Below are 17,489 nucleotides of genomic sequence, written 5' to 3' on the forward strand. Positions count from 1 at the left end.
GCGGGACCGCACATTCGTGCAGTCCCGCTTTTGTTTGTTTTCAAAAATATTCACGCGGCCCGGTCTCAGGCGAGCTGTTATTGCCAGCCTGGATTTTGGCCCAGTTGCGGGTTTCTGACGCGGTCTGCTTCGGGAATAGGGTAGAGGTACTTCTTGTCTGCCCATTCACGCGGACCAGGGTTCCAGATCACCTCACCGGAAGTGCCGCCGGAAAGCTGCAGTCTTCCCGCTGCTGTCGACGGACTGACATCAACAAATGCAATCCCCGGCGTTGTGGAAGTTGGCTTGGTACCCTGGTAAAAATGCACGTCATTTTTTCCGTCACCATTCAGGTCGTGTTCACCGAGCTTGCTTACGTAAATTCCATTCATCGCCGCTTTCTGGAACAGGTCACCCAGCCTCCACCGGATCAGATCGTCGCGGCGAAGTCCTTCGAACACCATTTCCGTACCCCGCTCGCGCAGTACTTCCAGCAGCACAGGATCAGTAAACTTACCATTGAAAAACTCTATCATGTACGGATCTGCGACGGTCGGTACCGTGGTCAATGTAGCGCCTGTAATACCAGCCCTTTTCCGGAGTGCGCCAATGGTATTGGTCCATTCAGTTGCTGTCATCAAATCAAGTTCTGCCAGTGCCTCGGCTTTGTTCAGCAGCACTTCACCCCAGCGCATAATAATGTGCGCATTGTCATTGCGGCTCTCGTCATCGTAAGGAAAACGCTCATCAAAAGACCATTTGATAGGTTGGTAGCCCGTCACCGTTTGCGAAAAGTTAGGCGGCGCAATCACGGGTACGCCATTCTCCGTCCGGGTATAATCACCCACGCGGATCGTCTGTTTCAAACGCAGGTCACGGCTTTTGACCTCCTCCACAAAAGGCGTGGTCTTGTATCCCGCCTTGCCCGTAAACGGTGTACCATCCAGGTTGAGGTAAGTATTGACAAACCGGCGGGTCAAACTGGGGCGGTTGCCGTAAGTAGGACTGATAAAGCGCCGGTTGGCCGAGCTGTAAATCTGCAAGCTTGCGCTTAATGCGACGGAAAGAATGGTTTCGTCGGTATATGGCGTGCGGGCGATGAACATTTCGCGGTAAGCTCTGTCAAGAGACGCGCCCTGGTGCAGTGAGAAGCCGGTGATCGCATTCGCTTCTTTGATCACTTCCTCGTACCAGGTTTTGGCAGTCGCCTGCTTGTTGTAGCTGGTGTGATACTTGCGGAAAGACGCTTCGTACAAGCAGATCCGCGTTTTGTAAGCACGTGCCACGTTTTTGGTAATGCGGGTAACAGATGGATCGGAGGTTAATGTAATGTTTTCAATGGCAAAATTAAGATCAGCCAAAACCTTGTCCATTACTTCGAAACGATCGTCACGCGGCGCATTCAGCTTTTCCATATCAGTCACTTCGATCGGTGTTTCGATCCAGGGCACATTGCCGAAGCGCTTTACTTTATCAAAATAAAAGTAAGCTCTGAAAAAGCGGGCAAGACCCAGGTAATGGTTCTTGGTGCCTACCGTGCTTTTCTCCGTATTGGCAATGAAATAGTTGATATTACGGAGCGGCCGCCAGTTATCCAGTGCCCAGCCTGAGCTGGTGATCGGGCTCAATGCGCCCACAGCCAGGTAATCGTCTACCCCGTTTCTTGCCACGATATCAGAAACATCATCGTCCTGAAAAACACCCACGTCGGTATTTGGCAACAGGTCATAAAAAGAGTTGCTATACAATTCCAGACCACTTTCGGAGCCAAAAACGGCTTCGTTGGTCGCAGTGTCCACAGGGACTTCATTCAGGTCGCACGAGCTGGTTACCAGCAGAAGTGAGAGGGCCAGTGTGCTGCTTATGTATTTGAATTTTTTCATAACTGATTAAAAGTTAAGTGTCAGACCTACTGATATTGCTTTGAGCATCGGGTAGTTGTATCCGTCACCCGAAGTACCGCCGCTGAGGTCAGGATCGGACCCGTAAATGTTCGTAACATCCGTATCGCGTGTCCATTTGTACATCGGAGACCAGGTCCAGAGATTTTCCGCAGACAGGTACACCCTGAGATCGCGTGCCTGGATTTTATCCACAATACGTTGCGGAATGTTGTAGCCTACCTGCAGGTTTCTCAGCCTGATATACCCTGCATTCTGCAGGAAGCGGTCATTAGGTACCTGCAATGCGCGGCCGGTACCCTGGGCTGTGTAGCCGACCAGCCGGGGTAGGTATGCATCGAAGTTGCCCAGCTCGGGACGGAACATATTGTCTTCGTGCCAGCGGGGATATGCATTGTACGGTCTGTTATACTGTCCCCAGAAACGCGCCTCTGCCGACGGGTACCAGTCCTGTTTCATCACGCCCTGAAAAAGCCCGCTCAGGAAGATGCCATTCCAGTCGCCCGACAGGTTGATACCGAAAGTGCGGCGCGGCTCGGAGTTTCCGATGATCCGCTTGTCGCCAGAATTGCCGACCCTGTTCAGTCCGTGATAGATCACATTGTCGCCGTCGAGGTTCTTGAATTTAATATCGCCGGGATAGTTTTTCCGCGTGTTTGTATTTGGGATATTGGCCTGGGAAGGTGATTCCTGGATCTCGGCTTCCGACCTGAACAATCCTTCGACCTGGTAACCCCAGATCTCGCCAATGCGCTGGCCTTCGTAAAATTCTCTCTGGCTTTCGTTCGGATTATTGACGTTCGTCAGGTTCTTGTCCGGGTTGTTGTATTTGGTGATGATCGCCCAGGAATCCGCCAGCATAAATTTCAGGTTGTATTTAAATGGCTTTGAACCCAGGTTGAACTGATCTGCCCAGTCTACTGTCAGCTCCCATCCTGTTGTTTTCAGGTCTGCATAGTTGCCTTTCGGAACCTCGATACCAAATACATTAGGCACAGTTGGACCTACTGTAAACATATCCGAAGTGCGGCGCTGGTACATATCCCCGGTAAATGAAAGCTTGTTCCTGAGTGTGAAGAATTCAAGACCTACGTTGCCGGTAGTGGAAGTTTCCCAGGTAAGTCCGTCGGGAACAACACCCGGCTGGCGGGTACTCTGCGGACGAATGCCATTGATTACCCGGCCCGACTGCGAAATGGAGAATTTCTCGTTGAAAGAATAAGGATCTACGTTACCATTACCCAGTGAACCGTAGGAAGCGCGCAGTTTCAAATTGGAAAATACATTCGGGTTTACATTCCAGAAAGGCTCTTCCGAAATACGCCAGCCGGCTGATACCGACGGGAAAAATGCCCATTGCTGACTGGTCGGGAATTTTGAAGAACCATCATAGCGGCCGTTCACCTCCAGGAGATAACGCTCGCGGAAGTTGTAGTTCAGCCTGAAAAATCCACCTGCGATCGCCCATTTTTGCAAACCACCCGCAGTTACAATGCTTTGTCCCAGTGCCAGGTTGATATCGTCGGCATCTGCATACACAAGCCCGTTCCGGCGTGCCGTCAAATTGCTGTAATTGGATTGCTCATAGTTGAAACCGGCCAGCAGTGTGAAGTTATGTGCATTGTTAAAAGACTTCACATAATCAGCGTAGAAGTTGGTTGCAAGGTAGTTGGTAGTCCGTTTTCTTTCCTCGATATCATTGGTATTTGTCCCGGTGTAGCCGATAATGCCTTTTGCACGGCTGTAAGGAACCTGTACACGGTTTTGCTGGCTGCCAATGTCGGTACTCTGGAAAGTAAGGTCAGCACGAACGGAAAGTGTTTTGTCAAAAAACTGGGCTTTGGCAGCAACCTTGTTTTTGAGGAACCGCTGTGTATTGTCAATGCCATTTTTCCCGATATAGTAATCTCCGACGGTATAGGCAGCCGAGAAAGAAAGCGTTCCGTCCGGATTGAGCATCGGTGCCAGCGGGTGACCTTCATCCGCGATGTTACGGTAAATCCCGCTCCCCTCACCGACGTTGATCGGCTGGTGGTATTTCATGGTCGAGTACTCGGTATTGTTGTCGATCCGCAGCCAGGGTGTTACCTGAATACTTCCTTTCGCACGGAGGTTGTACATATTGTAAGTATCCGTGTTGTACCGGAACAAGCCGCCCTGCCCATTGTAACGCCCGCTCAGCAGGAAAGTAGCTTTATCGTTGCCGCCCGAAATGGACAAGTTGTGGTCGTGCGCGCTGAAACGTTCCTTGTAGAGTTCCCGGTACCAGTCGGTGCTGTAAAAATACTGGTACTCGCCCGTATTGGGGTCCACTTCGAAGCGCGGCAAAGAAGGATCTTCCCATCTTCTTTTAATCTCAGCGAGGTAGGCCGGTGAAAAGCTGATCGTTTTGTTGATCGCCGTCGGAGTATTTCCATTGTCGTTCCAGCGCGACCAGGCGTCGCTGAAACCCTGCGCCCACGGGTACGACTCCACAATGTTGTCGGGCACCTCGGTGGGGGATTTAACGGAATAATTGGCTGAGTACGAAACCGTCGTCTTACCTTCCGCGGCCGACTTGGTCGTGATCAGTACCACACCGAATGCAGCACGCGCCCCGTAAATCGAAGCCGAAGCTGCGTCTTTCAGTACCGAAATGCTTTCGATATCGTTGGGGTTCAGAAAGCGTGGGTCCGCTTCCACACCGTCGATAAGCACAAGCGCATTCCCGCGCTGGCCGATGGACGTGGTACCGCGGACATTGAATGCAGGCGACTGGGTTGGCTTACCGTCGAGCATGCGGAGGTTCAGGTTCGGAACCGCTCCAACAAGTCCCTGGGCCACATTCGTGATCGGGCGGTTGCGCAATACTTCCTGGCCAACCTGGTCTACGGCGCCGGTCAGGTTTACCTTCTTCTGAGTACCATATCCGACTACAACCACTTCGTTCAGAGATTTGGCATCGGCTTTCAGCTGCACATCAATGGCGCTTCTGGTACCAATCTCAATTTCCTGAGCGAGGTATCCCACATAGGAAAATACCAAGGTGGTGCCGCCTTCCGGAACGCTGATGCTGAAATTTCCATCGGCGTCGGTCATAGTCCCTACCTGGGTTCCCTTCACAACTACGTTTACCCCTGGGAGGCCCTGGGGCGTTGGTCCGTCGGTTACCTTGCCGGTCACCTGGCGATCGGCCACAATGGAAGGCGCGGTCGTGCGTGGATAGGGGGGCGGAGGAAGTAATTCTGCCTTTGCGGGTGTTTTTGCCCAGCTTGTTCCGCTAACCAGAGCGATCAAAGCAAAGCGAGCGAGCGAGTTTTGTACGGTGCTCCCCGAGAGGAACAGCCTGTTCTTGCAGCAATGCATAAGGGTAGATTTTGATTAATAAATGAGTTGGTGAGTTGAATATTAGCTTGCAGTTCGAGGAGTGGAGTTCGTTCAATGCTTTTGGCATAGTGTGAAACAACCGCAGGGTTTAACGGCGTAAAATTGAATAATTCCGATAAGATGTACTTTCGAAGAGGAGGTATTTAACAATTTGATAATTTAATCGGGGTTACAACCGAAAGCGTACGGGAATGGTACTTTACTATTATTTATTTAAATTTTAATAACAACTTGCCTTTTGCGATAACCTTTCAAAGTCTGTGGGAAACAGCCGAAAACACGGGTGATTTATTGTTTCAGAATGATGATCTGTTTGCCTTTCGTACAATGTGGTCGCGGGGGAAGCTATTATTCGGGTAACTTTGCAGGCGTTTTCAATGTAAGCTGGGATTTTCCGTTTTAACATGGATCCAGGGTTGAATACCGGGCGGTTTGAACCCATTGCATTGGACGGCAGTTATTAATTGACCAGCTATGAAAAATAATTCACAAACTTCTGCCTTCACCGGCATCAATAAATTCCTGTTCATTGCCGCATCAGCATTGTCATCCCTGATCTATCTGGTGACCTACCATTTGATGAAGTACCGCTACAAGGTTATCAAGAAAAACCTTTCAACTTCTTTCGGGCGTGAAGGCGAACAAAGGATCAGAACGATCATTTCCAAATACTACAAACACCTGGGCGACCTGGTGATCGAGCCGTTTTTATATTATATCGTAAGTCCGGGAAGCCGCAAAAAGCTGGCTAATTATACCAACCCGGAGCTGCTGGAAGAATTTTACCGCAACAAAAAGCACGTGGTGCTGCTGGCTTCGCATTATGGTAACTGGGAGTACCTGATTAATCTGCCCAAAGTGGTGGATTTTGAGGTGTATACTGCCTATACGCCCATTTCCAATCCGCGTATCAATAACTGGATCCTGAAAATGCGGTCTTCGCTGGGCGTGCGTTTGATTCCGAAGAAAAATTTTTACCGGGGCGCATTATCTACCTTGAAGCAGCGTGAAAACCCTTCGCTGGTGGTTGTGATCGCAGACCAGAGACCGGCCATGGACGCCAAGTATTTCGTCGATTTTTTAGGTCAGAAAACGCGGGTACAGATCGGCGCGGAAAAGTTGGCAATTGCTTCGGATTCGGCGGTTGTGTACCTGGAATGTACCAAAAGATCCCGTTTTCATTACGACTATACCTTCCACCTGATTTCGGAAAAACCATCTGAAGTATCGCCGATGACGATCACGGATGCTTATTATAACAAACTGGAAACCAACATCTCCAAAGCCCCGGCGCACTGGCTATGGTCGCACGACCGCTGGAAAGCACTTCCGCTGGGCTGATCGCCGTATCTTCATTCAGGATTTTTTATGGATCAAGTAGGTGCGCATCGGTTCAGATGGTACCCGCAAAACAATCCAGTAACCGATAAGTACACTGCTCACAACGGACAGGATTATTGTGCCTGTTGCGATAGCGGTAAATGCAGGTAACTGCTGGGTGAATGGGATTTCTAAAAAGAGAGCCGCAGCAGCTACCAGGATCGCCGAAACCACACTTGCGATTGCGCCGGAAGCCAGTACCAGCACAAAAACGCGCCGGATCAGCTTGCTGTTTCGTTCCTTGTTTGTGATGTTCTGATAATCGTCACCCAGACTGATCTGTAACAATACCATCTTAACAAGGCTATTCAACGATTCCAAAAGCACGAGTAGCATGATGACCACAGCAGCACACAATGCGAAAACCTGGAAACGGCTGAGCAAAGGATTGAAAAAACCATTTCTCAGCGGTTCAATGCGAACTGCTTTGTTAGTCAGCAAATTTTTAAAGGCTCCTTGACCTGAAAACAGTTTGTCTACTGCTTTACTTGCAGTTTGCCTGCCTGTATTTTCCTTGAAAAACAGGTAAGTAACTACACCAATTTCTTCCATTTTTCCGCTTATCTTCTGATCATGCAGCTGCACAAGCGTGGGCATGGAAACAAACAGGCCGGCTTGGATCTGGGAATTTCCCGGGAGCTCTTTCACAAGTCCCGTTACAGTCACAGGTTGGGCTAATTCTCCTAAATAAAACACCTTACCGACCGGATCTTGCGCCCCGAATAGCGCCGTTGCCGTTTCGCCGGTCAGTACAGCAGTGAAAGGATGCTGCAAAGCAGTCTGCGCGTTGCCACTTACCATTGGGAAATCAAAGATTTCAAATACCGAAGCATCCGCAAATACGCCATCAACAGTTACAGAATGCGAATTGCTGCTTTTTAGCTGGAAGCTGCTGTGTATGATCCTGGCTGATTTTTCAATGAGGTTCAAACCTGAACCTGTCCTGGTAGCGCCATTAAAAGAAGAAATACTGCTGGTTGTCTGCTCGCCGGGCGTGCTCCAATCCGTCATTAACTTATAAATGCGGTCAGATTTCGTATGAAAGCGGTCGTAGTCGAGCTGGTATTTGAAATAGCAGAAAAGGGGAATGCAAACGGACATAACGAGACAGAGGAGCACTAAGCGGATCCTGATTTCTTTCCGGACGTTGATCATTGACAGGCAGGGATGATATCTGAATACTTCTACCGTATTATACTCCAGTATTCGCGCCGAGGTTGGGTCTTGCGCATGATAATTCTCAATCAGAAATAGTGTTAATTTGTCAAAGCCCCTGCATTTATTATGATCAACAATATCTCCATTCAGGAATATCTCTCCATGCAAGCCGGCATTGTGCTGGCCGACGTGCGCACGCCTGCTGAGTTTGAACACGCCCATATTCCGGGCGCCGTTAACCTGCCCTTGTTCAGCAATCAGGAACGGGTGCTGGTGGGGACTACCTACAAGCAGGTCAGCCGGGAAGCCGCTATTTTGCTGGGCTTTGATCTGACAGGAAATAAATGGTCGGGCTTCATCAGGCAGGCACTTGAACTGGCACCCGACAAGCGGATTGCACTGCATTGCTGGCGCGGCGGAATGCGGAGCGGCGCCATGGCGTGGGCACTGGATTTGTACGGGTTCGATGTTTTCCTGATCCGGGGCGGCTATAAAAGTTACCGGCAATGGGCGAACCAGCAATTTGCCCGCGAGTACGAGCTGCTCGTACTGGGAGGTATGACTGGCTCGGGAAAAACGCGGCAGTTGGGCAGGCTGCGGGAGATGGGAGAGCAGGTGATCGATCTGGAAGAGCTGGCGCGGCACCAGGGTTCAGCTTATGGGACGATGAACAAAATGATACAGCCCACGCAGGGGCAGTTTGAAAACAACCTGGCCTGGGTGATGAAAGATATTGACGGGAACAGGCGCGTGTGGCTTGAAGATGAAAATCTGAATATCGGAAAGGTAACTATCCCGCGTGCATTGTGGGCTTCCATGATCCAGGCGCCTTTATTGAATGTGGAGGTGGATATAAACATTCGGGTAGCGGGGCTGGTAGGGGAGTATGGCGCGCTTGACAAGGATTTTCTGATCGCCTGTACACAGCGTATCCACAAGCGGCTGGGACCATTGCAGACCACCCAGGCTATTGAAGCAATACAGCAGGACAAGATGGACGATTTTATCAGGATTGTGCTGGTATATTATGATAAGGCTTACCTGAAAGCACTGGCCAGGTCTGATCCGGGCCGCATTCACACGCTTGCATTGGCAGGAGATTCCCTGGAAGAGCAGGTGAGACAGATTTTAGATTTTGCCAAAACAATCAAAACGCATCGCATACAATCATCGGTTTTATGAACATCAATGACATTAAGTTAACCCAGTACTCGCACGGCGCGGGCTGCGGATGCAAAATCAGCCCTGCCGTTCTGGATACGATTTTACATAGTTCCGTGCCCGCAGCTATTGACCCGCGCTTGCTGGTAGGTAATGACAAAAGGGACGATGCAGCAGTGCTCGACCTGGGCAACGGTACCGCACTGATCTCGACGACCGACTTTTTCATGCCCATTGTGGATGATGCATTTGAATTCGGGCGCATTGCTTCTACCAATGCGATCAGTGACGTGTACGCAATGGGAGGGAAACCTGTGCTGGCAATCGCGATACTGGGCTGGCCGGTGGACAAGCTTCCTGCCGAAGTGGCACAGCGCGTGCTGGAAGGTGCAAGAGCTGTGTGTGCGAAAGCCGGAATCACGCTCGCGGGCGGACATAGTATCGACTGCCCTGAACCTGTCTTCGGCCTGGCTGTGAACGGGATGGTGCAGATTGAACACCTGAAACAGAATTCAACAGCTACGGAAAGTTGCAGATTGTATCTGACGAAGCCACTGGGCGTGGGTATCCTGTCAACAGCGCAAAAACGCGGCATTTTGCGGGACGCAGACGCGGCCATTGCGCTGGAAAGTATGACGAAGCTGAATAACCTGGGAGAGGCACTGGGTAAAATGCCGGCTGTAAAAGCACTCACCGACGTGACAGGATTTGGCCTGCTGGGCCACCTTTCGGAAATGTGCGAAGGAAGCGGATTAACTGCCGGGATCGAGTTTGACAAAATGCCGGTGATTGGCTCGCTTCCCTATTATCTGGAACAAAACTGCTTTCCCGGCGGAACGCAGCGTAACTGGAATAGTTATGGTCACAAAATAGGCGAGCTCACCGAAACGCAACGTTACATTCTGGCTGATCCTCAAACGAGCGGCGGCTTGCTGATCGCCGTGGAGGGGCAGGAAGCTGAGCATTTTGAAACAGAATTACGCACGATGGGCTACGACCTCACCTGCTTTGGCACGCTGACCAGCCGGAGTAGCGGGCAGCTGATCGAAGTAAAGTAAATACCTGCTGGATTGATGAAGGATAGCCAATGTAAAACGGGCAGAAATGATGGTTACTCCATTCAGGATTTTTATGGCTGCATGCGTGCTGGCAAGTACACACTTCCATGTCTTGGCACAGCATGCGAACAGCGGCTGGACCTTTCTTTCACACACGCAGCAGCTGGGTAAGAAGTGGGACCTGCTTTTTGATGCGCAGGTCCGCACGGGAGATCAGTTCAGGTCGGTAAATACGCTGCTTTTACGGGCGGCGGCGGGCTATCGTGTAAATGATCAAAACGAATTTGCATTGGGTTATGCTTCAAAAAATGACTGGGAACGCGAAAATAACGAAGTTCAATTCCAGCCGGAACACCGCATTTACCAGCAGTATCAGCTGTCTACCAAACTCGGGCAAATCGAATGGACGGTGCGCGGGCGATTTGAGCAGCGGTTTGTAAAGTCGGAGCGGGTACTGTTTTCGCAGCGAGCCCGGGCATTTACCGCTTTTCAGATCCCCATTTTCGCTCAGGACGATTTTAAAAGAGGGTTATACCTCAATTTTCAGGATGAACTTTTCGTGAACGTTTCCCATAAAAGTCACGTGAACAATTCATTTTTCGATCAAAACAGAGTTTTAGGCTCGGTCGGTTACCGATGGAGCGAGAAGATCGACATGGAGCTGGGCTATATGTACTGGTATCAGCGGGAGCAGGATGGGGATGTCGCAACGAACGTGATCCAGCTGATGATCACGACGAGTTTTTAGTCACGCAGCTCCTGAATATTCCGGCCAAGATCACCTTCTTCCCCGGGCAATAAACCCGGCGATCAGCGCGAAGACAAGGTTAAATGCGATACTGGAACCCTCTGACCTGAGAAGGTGAAAAGCAACCGCAGCTGCCATCAATGCAACAACCCCGAAGGCGGCATATCGTGTGAGTTGCGGCCTGATGCCCAGGAGCATCGGAAGGATTAACCCCGCCGCCGCGAGCAGGTCTACTATTCCTGTGAACTTTACCAATCCGGGATGATCTGCGGCCCAGGGCCACATTTGCGCCAATTCGTCGGCAGGCTTAAAAAGTTTCATAAAAGAAGCCCAAACGAGCGTAGCCGCCAGCAGTACCTGCGCAGTCCATAATAATGTGTTCCTTGTTTTTGAAACAGGTTGTTTGCCAGTCATTTCTGAGTTGTTTAGATTGAAGGCAAAACTAGGTACCTTTACTATCGCTTCGATAGCGCTTCCTGTTTGGATAGCGCTATCCGAAAGGATAGTAACGCAAACAAGAAAACAGATGTTAGCAAAAGGTGGTTGTCCCAAAACAATGCTCACGATCAGTGATGCGCTCGATGCCCTGAACGGCCGGTGGAAATTGTTGATCCTGTTTACATTGTCCGAGCGGCCTAAGCGTTTCAAGGAAATTGCCAGGGCAGTTAACGGGATCACTGATAAAACACTGTCAAAAGAATTAAAGAGCCTGGAAGCAAACCAGCTTATCAAACGGGATGTTTATGACACATTCCCGCCTACTGTCGAATATACCATAACCCCGCACGGGTTATCGCTTGAAAAAGTGCTCGACGAGCTGCATTTCTGGGGTTTGGCCCACAGGAAGCAGGTAATCGGCAGTTAGCGTATTCGCCGGTCAATGAGAAATTGCTTCATTATTTTAAGAATTACGCTATGCCCCGACTATTACGATTTGGTTTTCTCTTCATCATTTCATCCATACTTGTATCCTGCGCAGGCTACCGCACCCGCTACTCCCGGGAGGCGCAAGACTGGCAGTCAAATGCGCCCGATCCTTCGTTGAAGCTCAAACATACGATGTACCTGATCGGGGACGCAGGAAATGACTCCCCCGAGCATCCGGCACCAGTTTTGGAATACCTCAAAGTAAAGCTGGCCACTGAGCCGAAAGAAAGTTCCGCATTGTTTATGGGGGATAATATTTACGAATACGGTATGCCGCCCGCAGAGGATTCGGCCAAACGAAAAGTGGCCGAGTACCGGATCGACTCCCAGCTGGAAACACTTGACGGGTTCAAAGGATATCCCATTTTCCTGCCCGGTAACCACGACTGGCGTGGTTGGGGTATCAAAGGTGTAAAGCGCCAGCAGAAATATGTGCAGGAATATCTCAATTCGCGCCGCGGGAAAACGGATAAGGAGGACTATGAAAACTATTTTCTCCCGCTCGACGCGTGCTCCGGTCCGGAAGTGGTGGAGCTTAATGACAATGTTGTGATCATCGTGGTGGATTCGCAGTGGTGGCTGGCCGACTGGGATAAAGATCCCAGGATCAATGACGGCTGCGAAATCAAGAACCGCGAACATTTCAGGTTTGTGTTTGAGAACGTAGTCCGCAAGTACAGAAACAAGAACGTGGTGATCGCCATGCATCACCCGCCTTATACCTACGGCCCGCACGGCGGCAAGTATACTTTCAGGCAGCATTTATTCCCGCTTACCGATATCAATCCAAAATTGTACATCCCGCTTCCGGTGATCGGCAGTCTGGCGGCTATTTTCCGGGGTACTATCGGTTCCAGGCAGGATGTGGCCAATCAGCATTATAAAGATCTGAGAACGGCCATTCTGGCGGGGGCTAAAAAGAATGGGAACTTCATCATTGCCAGTGGGCACGAGCATACGCTGCAATACATCGAGAACGACGACCAGAAAATGATTGTAAGCGGTAGCGGCTCAAAAAACAGCCCTGTCGGGATGGGCAAAGGTTCGCAGTTTGCCTCCACGTCTGTCGGTTTCAGTACGCTCAGTTTTTATGAAGGCGGAGAGACCTGGGTCCGGTATTGGGAGGTCAGTAAAGACGGGAAAGATGCAAAAGTGATATTTCAGAAGAAAGTCAAAGACGCGCTTAAAGTAGCGGCAATCGATCCGGCAACGCATTTTGCAGAATATGCGCAGCACGCGGATTCCAGCTCGCAATTTGTGAGCAAAACGGTAGTGAAGCCAGTGGGTAAATTTCACAAAGCCTTATTCGGTACGCACAACAGGGACCTTTACACACGCAAATACACATTTCCGGTCATGGATCTTGACCAGACTCTGGGAGGGCTGACGCCGGTAAAACAGGGTGGCGGCAACCAGACCAACTCGCTCCGGCTGCGCGCCAAGGACGGAAAAGAATACGTACTGCGCGGACTGACGAAAGATGTAACGCGGTTTTTGCCGGCTCCATTCAACAAAATGACGGCCGCCAAATACGTGGTCGAGGATAATTTCTTGTCTACCAATCCATTTGCGCCGCTGGCAATGCCGTCAATGGCGGAGGCTATTCACGTGTATCACACCAACCCGAAGCTTGTGTATGTACCTGCCCAGCCCGCGCTTGCCAGCTATAATCCCGTTTTTGGCGGTACCATGAATTTGTTCGAGGAGCGGCCCGACGGCAAAAAGTGGAAAGACGCTGCCTATTTCGGGAATGCCGATAAGATCATCAGTACCCCCGATGTGGTTGAGAGCATTTTGGAAAATAACAAAAGCAGGATCGATGAGCCCTGGATGCTGCGTACCCGGCTTTTTGATTTCCTGATCGGCGACTGGGACCGGCACGACGATCAATGGGCTTGGGCCTCCATCAAACAAAAGGACGGGAGTAATCTGCTGCGCCCCATTCCCCGTGACCGCGACCAGGCTTTTTCATTGTATGATGGTTTTATTACCAATGTGGCAGGACAAACGCTACCCTTTTTGCGGCAGCTGCAAAGTTTTACACCAGAGATCAAAAGCATGAAATGGACTACCTGGAGTGCAAGAATGATGGACCGAACTTTTCTGAATGGGCTGAGCTGGGAGCAATGGGAGGAGCAGGTGAAGTTTATACAGGCACGCCTGACGGACGGTGTGATCAGTAATGCATTTTCGGCGTGGCCGCAGGAAGCCAGGGAAGCCGCTTCGCCGGCGACCATCAAAAGCATTACGACCCGAAGAGATAACCTGATGCGCATTGCGAGGGCGCATTATGAATTTCTGGCCAGATCCGTGAATGTAATCGGATCGGAGGAAAAGGAGCGTTTTGCGGTGGAAAGGCTGGATGATGCGCATACCCGGGTGACCGTGTCGGAGATCAGTAAAAAGGGGCAGCTTAAAAAGGAGACTTTTCGCCGCGTTTTTGAAACAGGGCAAACAGAGGTGGTAACCCTGTACGGCAATGGAGATGAGGACGAATTCCTGGTGAAAGGGGATGTGAAAAAAGGGATCAAAATCCGCATAGTGGGAGGTACCGGCAAAGATCTCGTGGTGGACAGTTCGAATGTACATTCAGGCAGCAGGAAAACGATCGTGTATGATGACCTGAAAGAAAATACAGTTTCGCCCGGGCCGGAGACAAACGATAAGCGGACCAACGATTACGGCTTCAATACCTACGAGCGCAGAAGTGCGGAAAGTAACTACGATATCCTCCTTCCCATTCCCATAGCAGGCTATAACCCTGACGACGGTGTGTTTTTGGGTGCCAATGTGAGTCTGACCAAATATGGTTTTAAAAAAGAACCTTACGCTTCCATTCAGACATTCGGGGCCAGCTTTGCTTTTCATACACTTGCCTTCCGCGTCAATTATACGGGTGATTTTATCAATGCATTTAAGAAGTTCGATTTCTACCTGGATACGCATTACCGCGGCCCGACTTATGCATTCAACTACGCGGGTATAGGTAATGAATCCGTGCGCCCGGTGGACGATCCCAATTTTTACCGTGTTCGTCAAAGCGCATTGTACGTTTTTCCAGCTATTAAAAAGCGTTTCGCCGGAACAAGCGGCTTCATTGCGCTGGGACCTTATGCGGAGTTTAACGACATTCAGGCAACGGCGGGCCGCTTTATCACTTCGCCGGAAAATGGACTGGATACCGACATTTTTAAAACGAAATATTATTCAGGCGCCAAGTTGCTGGTTGACTTCAATGGGGTAGACCAGATTTCCACGCCCCATCGCGGGATCAGGTTCAATGCGGCATTCAACTGGACGAGTAACCTGAATACAGGCTATAACTTTGCTGCGTTGCGCGCGCATTTGTCATACTACACCCCGCTGGACGCAAGGGAAAATATCATCCTGGCCACTCAGGCAGGAACAGGCCTGAACTTTGGAGACGGTTATGAATTTTTCCAAATGCCCGTCATAGGCGGCAGGCAGGGGCTGCGCGGCTACCGCACGGAGCGGTTTTACGGCACAAGCAGCTTCTGGCACGCAACCGACCTGCGCGTCAGACTGGGGAATAGCACCAATCCTGCATTGCCACTTACCTATGGTATATTCGGCAGCTTTGATCACGGTCGTGTGTGGCTGGAAGACGATCCTTCTTCCAACTGGCATTTCGATTATGGCGGGGGCATCTGGCTGGCGCCTGTGGATCTGATCACGATCGCGGCCGGCGCATTTATACCCAAAGAAAAAAACGAGGAAAAGCCCAGGATTTCCGTTCAGCTCGGATTTTGGTTCTAGCACCAGCGAGTGTAAGCTTTGCTGCTGGTGCGGCACCTAAATTTGATACCATTCCATATTCCCATTTGCTACCGGGGTTTAGGATTCACCTTTTGAGGGGAATTTCAGGCAATTTATGCCGTAAACAGTCTTATCACGTACTGGCACATTTTTAGTTATTGTGGAGGCTCAACTAACTACCATACAAGATGAGCTCGAAATTTGATTTTGGACACGATGAAGATTCTAATGGCGGATTTGCATTAGGTTTTCTGATTGGTGCTACCGTAGGTGCATTAGCTGCAATTCTTTATGCGCCGAAATCAGGCGTGGAAACCCGTCAGCACCTGAAAGACCTCGCTGACCAGCAAAAAGACAATCTGAAAAATCAGTGGGAAGAAACCAAGGCAAAAGCGGCTGACGCAGCTGAACTGGCTAAGGAAAAGCTGAATTCAATTGCTGATCAGGCAAGAGGCACTGTTGATACTTACGCTGACAAGGCGAAGGGTGCAGTCGACAATGCTGCTGACGAAGCAAAAACAACAGCCGATAAATTTCAAAATCGCTATTGATGAATGCCCCGGAGCACAACTTTCAGGGTAACCATCAGGGACTACCAGCTGAGCAGTCACAGGTCATTCCTGTAATTGAGGAAAAGCTGGTAGTCACCACCGAATTGGTGGAAACCGGGAGCGTGACCGTTTCCAAGAAAGTTGTAGAAGAACAAGTACAGTTTGACGAACACATCACAAGCGAGCAGCTTCTGGTGGAAAGAAAAGAGATCAACCGCTACGTTGATACCGCTCCGCCTGCGATCCGGCAGGAGGGAGATGTAACGATTATCTCCGTTATGAAGGAGGTGCTCGTGGTTGAGAAACGGCTTATGCTGGTGGAAGAGGTTCATATCACGAAACAGCAGCAGCAAACGCCGCAGCATTTTTCTGAAACGCTGCGAAAAGAACAAATCAGTGTGTCGAGAAACCATCCTGATCAAAGGGGTTAACCTGATCAAAGGGGTTAATGGGACATGCGCATCAACAAACTATTTAATTAAAGGAGATCATGGCTAAGACAGTTGTTGGAATATTCGAATACGAAAGTGATGCCCAGGAGGCACAGAACTATTTGCTGGCAAACGGGTTCGCTGACGGGGATGTTGATATTAAGACTGCATCATACACGTCGGACAGCAGTTCGTCCACAGTAAATGATAATGATGATGTAATGGACCGTGTAGGAAATTTTTTCAGAGACCTTTTTGATGGGGACGAAGAAGAAACAAGGCGCTACTCGGAAGCGGGAAGGCGCGGCACGATCGTGACTGTACACGCTGTGGACGCTGCCGAAGCAGAAGCCGCAGCAGCGATACTAGACCAATACGGCGCGGTAGATGTGAATGGGGCAGCAGAGAACCGGATGATCCCAATGGACGAAGCAAATGTGCCTGCGGAGGTTTACACGGATCCCGTAATACCCACAACTGCTTATGATGCCACGCCAGGCACTTCTTATGCGGATCGTGATGTTGACACTTACGACAACCGCACCATCGACATTACCCCAGACGATGACCGCAGAACACGTGATTCTCTGGTTTCTGACGAACGCAGTGCCTCACTGCCGGTGATTGAGGAGCAGTTGCAGGTTGGAAAGCGTGAAATTGAAACAGGCGGTGTGCGTTTGAGAAGCCGCATCGTGGAGCGTCCTGTTCAGGAAAGCATTCGTTTGCGCCAGGAGCAGGTAAGTATCAGCAGAACTCCTGTGGATCGCATTGCCTCGGAGTCGGAATTGGAAACTTTCCGTGAGGGTACTATTGAAATGAAAGAATATGCCGAAATTCCTGTTGTTAACAAGGAGGCGCGCGTTGTGGAGGAAGTCAGTCTGAATAAGACGGTCGACGAACGTGATGAGATCATCAATGAAACTTTGCGAAATACCGAAGTAGAGGCAGAAGATCTCACAGACGAGGAAAGAATGAGAAGGTCCGGTCTGGATTTATAATGCTCAGCATCATATAGGATTTGAAACAGGCGCCCATTCGGTGCCTGTTTTTTG

General features: G+C 50.2%; 13 protein-coding genes. 9 read left to right on the plus strand and 4 right to left on the minus strand.

Going from position 1 to position 17,489, the window contains the following annotated elements; translation table 11 throughout:
• Nucleotides 1-77: 77 nt before the first annotated feature.
• Both AC1XTG_RS20860 and AC1XTG_RS20865 read right to left on the minus strand, forming a co-directional pair.
• Nucleotides 78-1,862, minus strand: coding sequence for a RagB/SusD family nutrient uptake outer membrane protein (locus tag AC1XTG_RS20860; protein ID WP_056283954.1), 1,785 nt, complete (start codon nt 1,860-1,862; stop codon nt 78-80).
• 6 nt (nt 1,863-1,868) lie between these two features.
• Nucleotides 1,869-5,225 (minus strand): SusC/RagA family TonB-linked outer membrane protein, encoded by a 3,357-nt coding sequence (locus AC1XTG_RS20865; RefSeq protein WP_484843287.1) that lies wholly within the window; start codon nt 5,223-5,225, stop codon nt 1,869-1,871.
• A gap of 495 nt (nt 5,226-5,720) precedes the next feature.
• On the opposite strand from AC1XTG_RS20865, the gene AC1XTG_RS20870 reads away from it, so the two are divergent.
• On the plus strand, nt 5,721-6,587 hold the full coding sequence (locus AC1XTG_RS20870) for a lysophospholipid acyltransferase family protein (RefSeq protein WP_056283947.1): 867 nt from the start codon (nt 5,721-5,723) through the stop codon (nt 6,585-6,587).
• 15 nt (nt 6,588-6,602) lie between these two features.
• Here the strand turns inward: AC1XTG_RS20870 and AC1XTG_RS20875 are convergent, their stop codons facing one another.
• Nucleotides 6,603-7,781, minus strand: a complete 1,179-nt coding sequence (locus tag AC1XTG_RS20875; protein WP_484843288.1) for an ABC transporter permease — start codon at nt 7,779-7,781, stop codon at nt 6,603-6,605.
• Between the two features lie 129 nt (nt 7,782-7,910).
• Here AC1XTG_RS20875 and mnmH point away from each other — a divergent pair, with 129 nt between their 5' ends.
• The 3 genes from mnmH to AC1XTG_RS20890 are packed head-to-tail and all read left to right on the plus strand — an operon-like array spanning nt 7,911 to nt 10,751.
• Nucleotides 7,911-8,966, plus strand: a complete 1,056-nt coding sequence (gene mnmH, locus AC1XTG_RS20880) for a tRNA 2-selenouridine(34) synthase MnmH (protein WP_484843289.1) — start codon at nt 7,911-7,913, stop codon at nt 8,964-8,966.
• Nucleotides 8,963-10,003 carry a selenide, water dikinase SelD gene (selD, locus tag AC1XTG_RS20885; RefSeq protein WP_484843290.1) on the plus strand — a complete coding sequence of 347 codons (1,041 nt, stop codon included), beginning with the start codon at nt 8,963-8,965 and terminating at the stop codon, nt 10,001-10,003. Before mnmH ends, selD begins: the two co-directional genes overlap by 4 nt.
• Before the next feature lie 46 nt (nt 10,004-10,049).
• On the plus strand, nt 10,050-10,751 hold the full coding sequence (locus AC1XTG_RS20890) for a DUF2490 domain-containing protein (RefSeq protein ID WP_484843291.1): 702 nt from the start codon (nt 10,050-10,052) through the stop codon (nt 10,749-10,751).
• Between the two features lie 30 nt (nt 10,752-10,781).
• Here the strand turns inward: AC1XTG_RS20890 and AC1XTG_RS20895 are convergent, their stop codons facing one another.
• Nucleotides 10,782-11,165 carry a DoxX family protein gene (locus AC1XTG_RS20895; RefSeq protein WP_056283933.1) on the minus strand — a complete coding sequence of 128 codons (384 nt, stop codon included), beginning with the start codon at nt 11,163-11,165 and terminating at the stop codon, nt 10,782-10,784.
• Nucleotides 11,166-11,277: 112 nt separating this feature from the next.
• Between AC1XTG_RS20895 and AC1XTG_RS20900 the strand changes: the two genes are divergently transcribed.
• The 5 genes from AC1XTG_RS20900 to AC1XTG_RS20920 all read left to right on the plus strand — a co-directional run bounded on the left by AC1XTG_RS20900 (nt 11,278) and on the right by AC1XTG_RS20920 (nt 17,435).
• Nucleotides 11,278-11,616 (plus strand): winged helix-turn-helix transcriptional regulator, encoded by a 339-nt coding sequence (locus AC1XTG_RS20900; protein WP_484843292.1) that lies wholly within the window; start codon nt 11,278-11,280, stop codon nt 11,614-11,616.
• A 50-nt stretch (nt 11,617-11,666) separates the two neighbouring features.
• Nucleotides 11,667-15,455, plus strand: coding sequence for a metallophosphoesterase family protein (locus tag AC1XTG_RS20905; protein ID WP_484843293.1), 3,789 nt, complete (start codon nt 11,667-11,669; stop codon nt 15,453-15,455).
• A gap of 188 nt (nt 15,456-15,643) precedes the next feature.
• On the plus strand, nt 15,644-16,006 hold the full coding sequence (locus AC1XTG_RS20910; protein ID WP_056283926.1) for a YtxH domain-containing protein: 363 nt from the start codon (nt 15,644-15,646) through the stop codon (nt 16,004-16,006).
• Nucleotides 16,006-16,437 carry a YsnF/AvaK domain-containing protein gene (locus AC1XTG_RS20915; protein ID WP_082489177.1) on the plus strand — a complete coding sequence of 144 codons (432 nt, stop codon included), beginning with the start codon at nt 16,006-16,008 and terminating at the stop codon, nt 16,435-16,437. Before AC1XTG_RS20910 ends, AC1XTG_RS20915 begins: the two co-directional genes overlap by 1 nt.
• Nucleotides 16,438-16,496: 59 nt before the next feature.
• On the plus strand, nt 16,497-17,435 hold the full coding sequence (locus tag AC1XTG_RS20920) for a YsnF/AvaK domain-containing protein (RefSeq protein WP_484843294.1): 939 nt from the start codon (nt 16,497-16,499) through the stop codon (nt 17,433-17,435).
• Nucleotides 17,436-17,489: the final 54 nt, after the last annotated feature.

Source organism: Dyadobacter sp. HNCC25DJ183, from assembly GCF_056895175.1.